This is a genomic window from Enterococcus innesii, from assembly GCF_022846515.1.
GTDB lineage: Bacteria > Bacillota > Bacilli > Lactobacillales > Enterococcaceae > Enterococcus_D > Enterococcus_D innesii.
In genome coordinates, this window is the sequence record NZ_AP025635.1 from 5,001 (window position 1) to 17,304 (window position 12,304).

11 protein-coding genes are annotated in these 12,304 nt (G+C 39.8%); 10 read left to right on the forward strand and 1 reads right to left on the reverse strand.

Annotation, left to right across the window (positions count from 1 at the left end):
- The first annotated feature begins 55 nt into the window (after nt 1-55).
- The 4 genes from ENLAB_RS00020 to ENLAB_RS00035 all read left to right on the forward strand — a co-directional run bounded on the left by ENLAB_RS00020 (nt 56) and on the right by ENLAB_RS00035 (nt 3,787).
- The gene (locus ENLAB_RS00020; protein WP_244352084.1) at nt 56-967 is read left to right on the forward strand and encodes a hypothetical protein; all 912 of its coding nucleotides are present in this window, start codon (nt 56-58) and stop codon (nt 965-967) included.
- A complete protein-coding gene (locus tag ENLAB_RS00025; protein WP_244352085.1) occupies nt 939-1,991 on the forward strand; it encodes a hypothetical protein in 1,053 nt (350 codons plus the stop codon). Before ENLAB_RS00020 ends, ENLAB_RS00025 begins: the two co-directional genes overlap by 29 nt.
- Before the next feature lie 71 nt (nt 1,992-2,062).
- Nucleotides 2,063-3,070: a zinc-binding alcohol dehydrogenase family protein gene (locus ENLAB_RS00030; protein WP_244352087.1), complete on the forward strand. Its 1,008-nt coding sequence runs from the start codon at nt 2,063-2,065 to the stop codon at nt 3,068-3,070.
- Nucleotides 3,071-3,787: a class I SAM-dependent methyltransferase gene (locus ENLAB_RS00035; protein WP_244352088.1), complete on the forward strand. Its 717-nt coding sequence runs from the start codon at nt 3,071-3,073 to the stop codon at nt 3,785-3,787. It abuts the gene before it with no gap.
- Nucleotides 3,788-3,917: 130 nt separating this feature from the next.
- Here the strand turns inward: ENLAB_RS00035 and ENLAB_RS00040 are convergent, their stop codons facing one another.
- Entirely contained in the window at nt 3,918-5,021 is a 1,104-nt protein-coding gene (locus ENLAB_RS00040) for an SLC13 family permease (protein WP_244352089.1), read from the reverse strand.
- A gap of 162 nt (nt 5,022-5,183) precedes the next feature.
- Here ENLAB_RS00040 and ENLAB_RS00045 point away from each other — a divergent pair, with 162 nt between their 5' ends.
- The 6 genes from ENLAB_RS00045 to ENLAB_RS00070 all read left to right on the forward strand — a co-directional run bounded on the left by ENLAB_RS00045 (nt 5,184) and on the right by ENLAB_RS00070 (nt 12,294).
- Nucleotides 5,184-6,653, forward strand: coding sequence for an AcpB/EbpR/MafR family transcriptional regulator (locus tag ENLAB_RS00045; RefSeq protein ID WP_170920147.1), 1,470 nt, complete (start codon nt 5,184-5,186; stop codon nt 6,651-6,653).
- Nucleotides 6,650-8,014 (forward strand): FAD-dependent oxidoreductase, encoded by a 1,365-nt coding sequence (locus ENLAB_RS00050; protein ID WP_244352090.1) that lies wholly within the window; start codon nt 6,650-6,652, stop codon nt 8,012-8,014. The genes ENLAB_RS00045 and ENLAB_RS00050 overlap by 4 nt, the downstream gene beginning before the upstream one ends.
- Before the next feature lie 637 nt (nt 8,015-8,651).
- Nucleotides 8,652-9,602, forward strand: a complete 951-nt coding sequence (locus tag ENLAB_RS00055; protein WP_077453473.1) for an ABC transporter permease — start codon at nt 8,652-8,654, stop codon at nt 9,600-9,602.
- On the forward strand, nt 9,599-10,543 hold the full coding sequence (locus tag ENLAB_RS00060) for an iron chelate uptake ABC transporter family permease subunit (protein WP_244352091.1): 945 nt from the start codon (nt 9,599-9,601) through the stop codon (nt 10,541-10,543). The genes ENLAB_RS00055 and ENLAB_RS00060 overlap by 4 nt, the downstream gene beginning before the upstream one ends.
- Nucleotides 10,540-11,298 carry an iron ABC transporter ATP-binding protein gene (locus ENLAB_RS00065; RefSeq protein WP_081118730.1) on the forward strand — a complete coding sequence of 253 codons (759 nt, stop codon included), beginning with the start codon at nt 10,540-10,542 and terminating at the stop codon, nt 11,296-11,298. The genes ENLAB_RS00060 and ENLAB_RS00065 overlap by 4 nt, the downstream gene beginning before the upstream one ends.
- A gap of 24 nt (nt 11,299-11,322) precedes the next feature.
- Complete coding sequence (locus ENLAB_RS00070) at nt 11,323-12,294, forward strand: siderophore ABC transporter substrate-binding protein (RefSeq protein WP_077453471.1); 972 nt, start codon at nt 11,323-11,325, stop codon at nt 12,292-12,294.
- Nucleotides 12,295-12,304 lie beyond the last annotated feature (10 nt).

Sequence of the window (12,304 nt, forward strand, 5' to 3'; positions counted from 1 at the left end):
CTTTTTATGGAAAAAAATGATACACTAGTAGTGAAGTATTTTTAGGAGGGATCATATGACTGACGATGCCAAAAAAGAACAAAATGTTGTTCAAGATCAAGACGTTGTTTCAGTTTCAGCGAATGAAGAAATATCCTTTGGCGATATCAAACAAGTAGCCTCAAAAAATATCGGTCAAATGCTGCAAGACCTGCAAGATTTTGAAGTAGCGATCGAAAAAGAGGATATTCCTGAAATTTATCGTATATATAATGGTCGATTGCACAAACAGTTAAAAGAAACATCAAATCAAAATCATGAGATTGATGAATTGTTATCAAGGAAGTTCCACGATAACTTCACCCAAGCTTTCCCATTTATGATGCATTGTGCCAAAATATCTCCTACGGTGCATTACTATCAGTTAGGAACCTATTATCATGAGCGAGCGACGATTGGTATCGATGCGAGTATTCCCGAAATTTTTGTTATCCCTGAGATAGATGAAGAGTGGGAAAAGTTCCAACGAGGTAATCGTGAGATGCTGACAGCAATCGAACAGCAGATGGACAAACTAGAAGCCAAACGGATCACAGCGTTATCTGAGGTAAAGGAAATCCAAAATCAGATCGATCAACTTACAGAAGCCGAAAATGAATTAACTGAATCAAAGGGTTTTTTCAATCGGACAAAAATCGATGAAGAACTAGAACATTTAACTTCTGAGCGAAAAGCATTAGAAGCCAAACGTAGAGAATGGGAAAGATATTCAAATAATAATGAAGAGGTTTTTGCTGAAAAAGAACGCCTACAGCAGCAATATCAAACATTGCGCTTAAAGAAAGCGATCGTAGAAAAAGAATTTCGTCAAATTGATACTTTTTTTGGTTCTTTTGATGAATTTACGACAAAAATAATGGCTTTCTTAGCTCATTATACGGGAAAGGAGCTGACTGATATTGACGAAAGAAACGCAGACAAATCCTGATGAATCACAGCTGCTGGAGCAGGAACCGGCGCAAACAGAAGGTGCTAATGAAGTTGAGGAAAACGTACCAACAAATGCGACGGACTTAGTGAATGACGGTCCTTTAGTAGAAGATAGTAGAAATGTAGCGGATGATTCTTTTGATTCAGCGGAAGAAGAATCTGACTACGAAGATGATTATTACGCTGTAAAAGCGCAAGATCACCAACGAATCGAATCGCTTATTGAGCAAGCCGAAAACGAACTAGCTGATTTAAAATTGCGAAAATCAATCATGGAAGCTGATTTTTCTGGATTGCTTGCTCATTACCGTCAGTTGATTTTAACAGATCAAGATATTTCGGTGATCGCCAAAAAGACATTGCTTGAATACTATGCCTATGAATTCTTGAAACCATTAAAAACGATTCATTTAACTGCTACCGATAACTATGACACATGGAAGACAAAGCATTTCAATGTCCGTTTTCGTTTAACAGAAACAAAGGAGCTCGAGTTTAGTTTTAAACTGAATCCAGTCAATTCTACGTATCAATCTAGTTATTTGCCATTGTTGACTATCAATTCAAACTCCCAGTCGGTGGTTGTCAATGATGAACAGATTTTGCATTTAATCAGTCAATGGCATGCGGAGAATATTTTCTCGGTCAATCAGCTTTCGCTCTTTAATTATGATGTCAACTTGGTATTGGCGCATTTAAAAGAATTAGGCTTTACGGTTTCACCAAGCTTGATCGACAATACCCAAACCTTAGCTGTCGATATGGAAACAGATTTTCCTGTTGCAGCAGAAGTTCTCGATCAAATTTTTATTATCACGATGGAGAATCAGCAATATGATTTTATTACAGAAAACAAAGGCGAAATTCTTATTTTACTTGATAAAAATCAACGATTGACGATCCATTTGTATACAGAGTCCACTTTACTAACGATTGACTCGGATCAATGGAAGCGATCCTTATTAGATTTCTTCACAAGCTATCCTTTTTTAGTTCCACTTGTGGTAAAAGGTGAAGAATAAATGTTCTAAATTGGTTAAGAGTGCTAGAATGGTTTTTATAACTATTCAGCACTTTTTTTGGAAGGAGCAGTATGATGAAAAATAAAGCACTAGGTTTTTATGAAGGACGATCTTTAGATGATCTAGAAGTATTTACTGAAAAGGAAATTCCTATACCGATTTGCCAAACACATGATTTACTGGTGGAAGTACAAGCAGTTTCGGTCAATCCAATCGATACGAAACGTCGGCAAATGACTGTTTTAAGTGAAGATTTCCAGATCCAAGGGTATGATGCCGTTGGGATCGTTAAAGAAATCGGCTCAGCAGTTAGTGGCTTTGCTGTTGGTGATCGGGTATTCTATGCCGGAACCACACAACGACCTGGTGCGAATCAAAGGTTTCAAGCTGTTGATTCTCGAATCGCAGCAAAGGCACCAGCCGGCTTTTCTGACGGTGATCTTGCGGCTTTACCATTAACGAGTTTAACCGCATGGGAATTGCTATTTGAAAAATTTGGATATATTCCTGAAGAAAACGCCAATCAAGGATCGATTTTGTTGATCAATGCCAGCGGCGGTGTGGGTTCGATCGCTGCACAATTAGCAAAATGGGCAGGTTTAACCGTTTATGGCACTGCTAGTCCTAGAAACAACGAGTGGCTAAAAAACAATCAAGTGGATCATGTTCTTAATCACCGTTTACCTTTAGCCGAACAAATAAACAAACCTTTTTCAGCCATTGCCATTTTTTATGATGCCTCCACCTATTTGCCACAATTAACGAAAGCAATCGTCCCATTTGGTAAAGTCGGAATGATCGTCAATACGAAAGAAGCGCTCGATTTAAACCCATTTAAAAACCTTAGCATCGATTTTTATTGGGAGTACATGTTTGCCAAAACAGATGCTCAACTGATGTTTGAAACCCAAGGAGCGATCTTAAAACGAATCGCTTCGCTGTTAGTTGAGGGCAAAATTCACACCACTGCGGTCCAAACGATTGATGGAGGAATCACGATCGAAAACTTAAAACTCGGTACCGAAGCGGTTGAGCGGGGAAATAGAGGCAAGACTGTGATTACAGGGGGCGTCTTATAGATGGAAGAAGAGGAAGCAATCCTGTTTTGGGATGAGTTTGCTCAAGATTATGCACAAATCCAGCAGGAGTCTTCATTGCAGATTGCGAAAGAGGTAGTTGCTTACTTATTGGATCAGCAAGTGTTCCCCATATCTATTTTTGTTGACTTTGCTGCTGGTGCCGGTCGCTATATCCCCGCATTTTATCCTTATGTAAATGAGTATTATGCGATTGATTTTTCAAAGGAAATGCTTAGAATAATTGAAGAAACGATTGATGATCCACAGAATAAACTACACCTGATCCAACAGAGCCAAAGCGACTTTTTAACGACGGACCAGCACTGGCCCTGTATTTTCATGGCCATGAATCCAGCACTAAGAGACAAAAAGACATTGCTGCAGTTGCGAAAGAAAACCGATCAATTGATTATTCTTAGAACAATCGCTGAAGTAGAAAATGTGTTTCAGCCCTTTGAAGAAGACCCCGTAGCTGAAAAAGAGTTACAGCTTAATACCTACTACAAGAAGTGGTTATCAGAAGAGGCAATTGAATGGCGGAGCTGCCAGTTTGAGTATATGGTGAAAGAAGAGATCGATCGGGATTTCTTTCATCTTTATTTTGAGGATGAGTATTCATTGGAACAGCGGAAACAAATGGTTCAACGTATCTTTGGTGAATCGCTGACTGTTGAAAGCCATACGAAAATAACCTTTGAACTTCTTTTATCTCGATAGTAATCCCTCAAAGAGATCAAAAAAAACGAGATTCTGACATAAGAGCGAAAAACAGAAACAGTAGTTATGCCTCTTTTGACTACTGGCTGCAAATGTCCTTATGCTGGAATCTCGTTTTGCATCGCTTTTGTTATAAGAAAAGATAGACAGTCGTTCCTAAGATCAGTAAGAAAAGTAGATTGACGATAAAGAACCATTTTTGAAATGCTTTGGCTTCTTTGGCTCGAGCTTGTTTCAGTAACTTATAGCCAATCAAATTGGCTAGTGAAGCAATCAATGTACCCAATCCGCCGACATTGACCCCTAAAAGAACGGCTTTTTCCAAATCGGTGAAGGGAGCGATCAAAATCGCTGCTGGAACGTTAGAGATTCCTTGAGAGAGTAAAATACTGCCTAAAAAAGCGCGATGTGTCTCTTGAAAATACGGTCGAATGCGATTGATGATCCACGTTTGGTCTTGAATATTGCCAACGATCAAGAAGAAGCAAATGAAGGTAAGCAATAAACGATAATCAACTTTGGAAAATAACCGTTTATTGCTGAACCAAACCACGGCGACGACGATAAGAACGGCTATCGAGAGGGGTAGAACACTAAAAATACCCAAAATCATGATAACAAACAAGCCTGCATGGCGCATCGCTGCTTTTTTTTCATAGGCGTCTTCTTGAATAGGGATTTCTAGAGGCGATTTTGAAATAAGCTGAACCGAAACAAGCAGTAATAGTAAGGAAAGCCCCACGAAAGTACCGGTTGTCCACATGAACTGTCCTAGTGAGATGTGATAATAAGAAAATAAAAATAAGTTTTGCGGGTTTCCAAAGGGAAAAAGGCTACTTCCTAAATTGGCTGCGACGATTAAATAGACGGCGCCTAATATGACACTAGTTCGCTGTTGTTCTTGTCTCGTTAAAAGCAGATAGATGGGCAATAAGGTTAAAATAGCTACATCGTTCGTTAAGAACATCGAACTAAAAAAGCTTAGAAGAACGACTGCACGAATCAAATCCCGCAAACTACGGCTCTTTTCCACCAATTTTTGACCAAATGCCCGTAATAAGCCAGCTTCTTCTAACCCATTGATCACTAGCATTAATCCAAACAGCGACAAGATCACTTTGAAGTCTATAAACGACCAACGGAAGGTGCCAAAAAAACATGCAATGAGTGCTAGTAGCAGGGAAATCGAAAATAATCGATCGGTTCGAAAAAATGCTAACATTCGTTTTCCCATAGTTCACCACCTTTCTTCTCAAGAATTTTACCATTCCTATGCTTTAGGAACAATAAATAACGCTTTATCCGTCTAATTCAAAGTCATTCAGGCAATTTTTATAGTTGACAAATGAGTCATTAATTGGGAAATTAGTATGTGAAAGGTGAAGGAGGTTCAAAAATGAATGTTATGCAGCTGCTTGAAAAAAATCAGCAGGTTCATTTTCAAATTTTAGCTGTTTTTTTTCAGAATGGCTCAGAGATCTCTTATAAGAAACTTGCAAAAACATTATCCATTTCCGCCCCCACTTTGCAAAAAGAGCTTCAAAATCTTCATCAGAATTTAGTCGCTTTCCATGAGGATGCGACATTGACTTATTTAGAAAATGATCAAGTACAGTTAACACTTCCGCTTGATTTCTCACTAAAAAAATTCTTTTATTCGTATCTGTCAGAGGCGATCGATTTTCAGATTTTGTCTTATTTGTTTTTTCATCGAGATGAGTCAACGACGAAAATGATGTTAGAACTCATGTTGAGTGAAGCATCTTTGTTTCGTCGATTCAAAGCCATCAATCAATTATTAAAAGAGTTCGATATCCAATTAAAAAATAAAAAATTAATTGGGGATGAAAAGCAAATTCGTTTTTTCTATTATCAATTTTTTTCACAAAGTTATCCCAATGAAGAATTGATTACCCGCTTGAATGCTCCAGCCATCAATAATTTGATTCGAGTTATTGAAAAACAGTTACAGACAACGTTTAGTCAAGCTGAGCGTTGGAAAGTTGGGTTATGGCTAGGCATTATGGAAGCTCGTTTTGATTATCGTGGCTCACAGCAGCATGAAGCATCGTATCACCTATTAAAGTCTCTAGAAAATGAAGCCATGTTCCAGATTCTGCGGAATATCTTAGGACGCTACCTCAGTCGTTTTGCGGTTTCCTGGAGCGATTATGAAACGGTTTATTTCTATTTGTTTTTACTAGCAGAAGGCTTGATTGGTCCTTCTGAGGAGGGATTAAGCCAGAAGTCACTTTTCTTCCGAGAAATCGAAGCATTAAATGAAGAGTTGTTGCAGGCGATCGGTGATAGTGAAAGAAAGTCTGCAGAAACTTCAGTGGAGTTGGGTGTCTTCTTAACCAGCGTAACGATCCAAGCGTTATACATTCATGGCGGTATTATTGCTTTTGCTGAATTTCAGCCGCAAAGTGTTGCGAATGAAAGCTTGATTGTAGTGGCACAACAAGCAATCGAACAGTTGGAGAAAAACGTAAACCAGTCTTTTTCTCTTGAGAAAAAGCAGCATTTAACCAATGAATTGCTTTTGATCCGTCAATGGATTCAAGTAAAACAGGAAAAAGCATTTACCGTAGGCATTTTGTTGACTCAATCACGATTACGCAGTGGCTTTTTGCGGCGTTTTTTGATCAAAGAATTGGCTGGCTATCCGAATATTCACTTCGATGGGACGAAGGAGAAGGACTATGATTTATTGATTGTTGATCATTCTGAGATCTCGGAAGGCTATCGTTATAAGAAGCGATTGATTTTAACAGGTGGTGCAACCCCATTTGAAGAAGAGCGACTTCATCAAATCGTGGATGAAATACGCAATGAGAACCTTGAAAGTGAGTTGGAAAAGATATGAGAATAGTGATTATTGGAGGCTCTCATGCAGGAATTGCTGCTGCCCGTCATTTAAAAAAAGTTGACCCCAAAGTCGATGTGATTATTATAGAAAAATCAGGTGTCCTTGGTTACGTTGCCAGCAGCTTGAATTTAGTTTTAGAAGGATATATCTCGCGTCTGGAAGACTCACGGACCACAACTGCTAGCGAGCTTCTTTCAGAAGGAATCAATGTGATGCTGAACAGTGAAGTCATAAACATTTTTCCGCAAGAAAAACTGGTTCAATTTGTGACGTCAACGGAATCATATCGACAAGAAGATGAAGTGAGTTATGATGGCTTAATTTTAGCGATGGGATCGAGTACTTTCCGCTCGGAGTTCGCCTCAGATGTTGAAGCACATATAACGACCTACAAAACGATTGGTCAATCAAAGCAAGCACTAGAAAAAATCGAAATGGCGCAAACCGTGGCGATCGTCGGCGCTGGCCTGATTGGGTTTGAATTGGCGGAATCGTTAAGTGGACAGCAAAAAGCGATTCACTTAATCGATCGAATGGATACGCTGTTGTTCCGTTATTTTGATCATGAAGTTGCAGAAATTTTGATGGAACGTTTTCCAGAGAACTTACAAATTTATCTTAACAGCAACGTTGCCCATACGATCAAAGACGAGAAGGGCGAATATCAAGGAATTGAGCTTTCAAATGGAACCCAGATTCAAGCTGATGTAGTCGTTTATGCTGTAAATCCGCGACCGAATGTCGCCTTAGTAGAAGACTTTTTAAAACTAAATCTCGATGGCACGGTATTTACAAATGAATACTTGCAAACGTCTGATCCATCCATCTATGCGATCGGCGATCTCGTCTCGATTCCTTTCAATCATTCGGATAGCTCTTTGTATATCCCTTTAGTGACTAATGCTTATCGGACGGGGATCGTAGCTGCTACCAATGTATTGGCTAATGAGCAGGGAACGACGAAAATTCCTTTTCCCAAGATGCAGCGCACGGTTGTTAGTAAATTGTTTGGCTATTTTGTCAGCAGTTCAGGTATCAATGAGACTGAGGCACCGTATTACGGCTTTGAAGTAGATTCAGTGACGCAGACATTTCATTCTCGGACATTTTTCGCGACAGATGAGGATTTTGAAGTAACCTTAAAACTGATTTTTGATCAGCAAACGAAAATAATCATGGGAGGGCAAATCATCACGAGTGATCGTGGAAGTTTAGAGATCATCAACACGATTTCAACGTTAATCAATAGCAAAACGTCCTTGCACCAATTAGCAACAATGGATTACTTTTTTAATCCTACCATTTCTTTTCCGTTGCATTTTTTGAATCAATTGGCCCTGGATGGCTTGTTAAAGTAAATTATGTAACCTTGGTAAACCTACGATCATCGTAGGTTTATTTTTTTTGCACGTAACGATAATCAAGGAAGACTATCGCTTTCCATCAGTGACTGGTTTCGGTAATTAAAAATCAGGTGGGCTGCTGTTGGAGGTCGATGTCAACTACTATCATGATTTTTTTTGATGAAGAATCTCGAAACGAAAACGATAAAGCTTGTTCGATGACTGAACTGCTTTTGCTTATAGATTTTTATTGATAGACGATGATTGTTTAGGTGGAGGGGACACACGTCATTTGCTTTTAACTGATAAAATACATCATCTTGGGTAAGTGGTGATTTTACATGGTTTTCAATAGATGAAAACAAGTGCAAATCTAAGTGATCTGTTATTGAATGATACTCAGAAAGTGAATGTATCATTCGTAAGTATTTTTATAATCCAAAGGATAAAATAGACATCCTTGAGATAAGAATACGCTTATCGGCAGGTTTATAAGAGAAAAACATCACATAATTTCCTTTCCTCGCATACTCAATTTCCAAAAATTGCGATGGGAAAGGGATTTTTTAAAAAAACTTCTTGTGATTTTAAGTGAAATACGTTACCCTATTAAAGAGAGTGAGAATCATTCTCAATAACAAGGGGGCGGGGCATGTTGAAAAAAATCGGATTACTGCTGATCTTTATTCTTCTAGTGGGTTGCTCTTTGTTGGCAGGTACCCATGAATTGTCTTTAACAGGTTTACAGCAGGGTGATCCGAATCATTGGCTTGTTTTGGTAAAAGTTAGGCTCCCACGGACGATCAGTTTGATTATTGCAGGTGGGATCATTAGTATCTGTGGAAAAATCATGCAGCACATGATGCAAAATAAATTTGTGGCCTCTGAGTCGATTGGGCTGACGGATAGCGCTCGCTTAGGAATTTTGCTGGTTATGCTCTTTCTGCCAAATGCCTCAAATTTGATTCGTACGACTGCAGCATTTGTGTTTGCTTATGCAGGGGTGTTGTTCTTTTTATTTTTAAGCCAATTTCTACCAAAGAAAGATCCAATGATGCTGCCTTTAACAGGGGTGATGTTCGGTAATATCATCGGTGCTATTAGTAGCTTCTTAGCCTATCGCTTCCAATTGGTTCAAAACGTTTCTTCTTGGCTACAAGGAAATTTTGCCACCATTATGGTTGGACAGTATGAACTTTTGTATTTGACGATTCCTGTTTTCGGTTTGCTGTATTTCTTAGCTTATGAGATCACGATCGCCGGTTTAGGTGAAAGTGCGGCTAAGAGTCTGGGGATCAATTACTTGTTCTTGCGTTTTGCTGTATTTGCTCTGGTGGCGTTTGCCAGCAGTGTCGTTTTACTGACCGTTGGACAAATCCCTTTTCTAGGGATCGTTATCCCAAATATGATCGGCATGGTCTTCGGGGATCATTTGAAAAATAATCTGGTCTTGATCAGCTTTGCCGGAAGCGCGTTCTTGTTATTGTGTGATGTATTGGCGAGAGTCGTCATCGCGCCGTATGAAATGCCGGTCAGTGTTGTCGCCGGCGTACTGGGTGGGTGCTGTTTCTTGATTTTGCTTCTAGGGAGGAAATTTCGATGAAGAAAAAACTCTTTCTCTTGTTATTTCTAATCCTTTGTGCATGTATGGCCTATCTGACCTATAACACCTATGGTAACTGGTCCTTTGCCTTTGCATTACGAGGACGTCGCATCACGGCTTTTGCTTTAGTTGCCATTGCAATCTCCTTTAGTACAATCACGCTACAGACACTGACAAGCAATCGTTATCTAACCCCTGGGATTTTAGGCTTAGATCAACTGTATGTCCTTGTTCAAACCCTTTGTTTCTTTTTTATCGGTGGGATTCAGATGTTAAGCCAAGAAACAGCAGCGATGTTTTTGTTCTCTGTCGGTTTAACTGCCGTTCTAGGAAGTTTCTTGATTGGCTTTTTCTATCAAAAAGCAGTCGCCGGACTATTTTTGTTATTGATGGCAGGGATGGTCTGTGGCACGATGTTCGGTAGTCTCAGCACCTTTTTACAAGTATTGATGGATCCAAATGAATATGATTTGCTGCAAGGCCGCTTATTCGCCAGTTTTGGCAATATCAACACCCAACATCTTTTGATTGCTGCCGCGATCATTTTGGTAGGGAGTATCTGTCTGATTCTGCTGATTCCAGAATTAAATTTGCTCCATTTAGGAAGCGGACAGGCCAAAAGTTTAGGCGTTTCTGTTCAATGGCTTCATAGAGGTGTTTTATTTTTGATTGCTTTACTGACAGGCACTGCCACTGCTTTAGTTGGTCCAGCAGTTTTTCTAGGATTTGTGGTGGCAACGATCACCTATCAGCTTTTCCCAACTTATCGTCACGGTTGGCTGTTTGCCGGTGGTAGTTTGATTGGCTTTCTCCTGTTGGTAGGAGGTCAATTCCTAGTGGAACAGGTCTTTCAATGGCAAACGACCATCGGCACCGTGATCCAATTATTAGGTGGTATCTTCTTTATAAGCAAATTGCTGCTGGAAAGGAAAAAATCATGATCGAAACCAAAAATGTATCCAAGAATTATGCAAAAACACAAGTTTTGACGAAATGTTCCTTAGCGTTGCCGGAGCAGAAAATGATTGCTTTCATTGGGCCCAATGGTGCCGGAAAAAGTACCTTGCTTTCTTTAGTCAGTCGGATGTTGGATCAGCGCACCGGTGATATTTATCTGGATGGAACGGAGATTCGTCAATGGAAATCCAAAGAGCTAGCAAAAAAAATGGCTTTTTTGCAGCAAAGCAATCGCTATGCTGTCAATCTGACCGTAAGAGAACTAGTGGCATTTGGTCGTTATCCATATAACCGGGGACGACAATCGGCAGCAGATGATGTGATTATTGATGATTCTTTGTCTAAGTTATCTCTCACCGAATATGCTGGTCAATCGATCCATGAACTTTCAGGTGGGCAACTGCAAAGAGTTTACTTGGCGATGATCTTAGCCCAAGATACCGATTATTTATTATTGGACGAACCGTTAAACAATCTAGATTTGAAACATGCCAATCAGCTGATGAAATTATTGACTACATTGGTGGAAGAGTATCAGAAAACCGTTGTGATCGTTTTGCACGACATTAATTTTGCAGCACGATATGCCGATCACATCGTCGCTATGAAAGATGGTCAGATTTTTAAAGCAGCTGGCACAGAGGCAGTGATTCGAGAAGAGGTATTAGAAGCACTATATGAAATTCCAATCAAACTGGTACAAGTGGATGGGCGGCAATTTTGCTACACCTTCCAATAAAATTTTGTTTCTAAGGAGGAAAAAATGAAAAAAATAGTAGTAAGTTTTATGAGTATTTTCGTACTAGCGGGGTTGACCGCTTGCGGATCAAATAATACAGGGACAACAGATTCAACGGGGACAGCTCAAACCCAAGTGGAAGAAAGTGCACAAACGCCGACAGAAGTCGAGATCACGGACAGCAATGGGACTGTCACTGTTCCTTATGCGCCGGAAAAAGTTGTTGTCTTTGACAACAGTGCATTAGACACAATGGATGCCCTTGGTCTTGGAGACCGAGTCGTTGCTGCAGCAACCAGCAATCTGCCAGATTATTTATCAGCGTATGCAGATGTTGAATCAGCAGGGGGAATCAAAGAACCGGATCTAGAGAAAATCAATCAATTACAGCCGGATCTAATCATTATTTCAGGTCGGCAACGTGATTTTCAAGAAGAATTATCTGCCATTGCGCCAACCGTTTTCTTAAGCGTCGACAATAGTAATACGTGGGGATCGATCGAAGCTAATATTACGGCTATCGGACAAATCTTCGGTGTGGAAGAAGAAGCGAAAGAACAGCTGAATTCGTTGCAAACACAGATCAACACCTTGAAAGAGCAAGCACAAAGCGCTGACGAAAAAGCTTTGGTAGTTATGGTGAATGAAGGTAATCTTTCCGCTTTCGGTCCAGGATCTCGTTACAGTATCCTATATGATACGTTTGGTTTTCCGGCAGTTGATGAAGAGCTAGAGGCGTCAACTCATGGACAAAGTATTTCTTATGAGTACTTGCTTGAAAAAAATCCTGACGTCATCTTCGTGATTGATCGGACAAAAGCGATCGGTGGTAATGAAAGCGAAAGTGAATTTGTTGCAAACGAAATCGTACAAGAAACAAATGCTGGGCAAAACGATCAAGTGATTGAATTGGATGCTGCGGTTTGGTATTTAGCTGGTTCCGGATTGGAGTCGATCCAATTAATGATGGATGATGTCAAACCAGCCGTTGAATAAGTATGTGAGA

Coding starts and splice junctions, on each gene's coding strand:
- ENLAB_RS00020 (WP_244352084.1), top strand. CDS start 56: ATGACTGACGATGCCAAAAAAGAACAAAATGTTGTTCAAGATCAAGAC.
- ENLAB_RS00030 (WP_244352087.1), top strand. CDS start 2,063: ATGATGAAAAATAAAGCACTAGGTTTTTATGAAGGACGATCTTTAGAT.
- ENLAB_RS00035 (WP_244352088.1), top strand. CDS start 3,071: ATGGAAGAAGAGGAAGCAATCCTGTTTTGGGATGAGTTTGCTCAAGAT.
- ENLAB_RS00040 (WP_244352089.1), bottom strand. CDS start 5,021: ATGGGAAAACGAATGTTAGCATTTTTTCGAACCGATCGATTATTTTCG.
- ENLAB_RS00045 (WP_170920147.1), top strand. CDS start 5,184: ATGAATGTTATGCAGCTGCTTGAAAAAAATCAGCAGGTTCATTTTCAA.
- ENLAB_RS00050 (WP_244352090.1), top strand. CDS start 6,650: ATGAGAATAGTGATTATTGGAGGCTCTCATGCAGGAATTGCTGCTGCC.
- ENLAB_RS00055 (WP_077453473.1), top strand. CDS start 8,652: ATGTTGAAAAAAATCGGATTACTGCTGATCTTTATTCTTCTAGTGGGT.
- ENLAB_RS00060 (WP_244352091.1), top strand. CDS start 9,599: ATGAAGAAAAAACTCTTTCTCTTGTTATTTCTAATCCTTTGTGCATGT.
- ENLAB_RS00065 (WP_081118730.1), top strand. CDS start 10,540: ATGATCGAAACCAAAAATGTATCCAAGAATTATGCAAAAACACAAGTT.
- ENLAB_RS00070 (WP_077453471.1), top strand. CDS start 11,323: ATGAAAAAAATAGTAGTAAGTTTTATGAGTATTTTCGTACTAGCGGGG.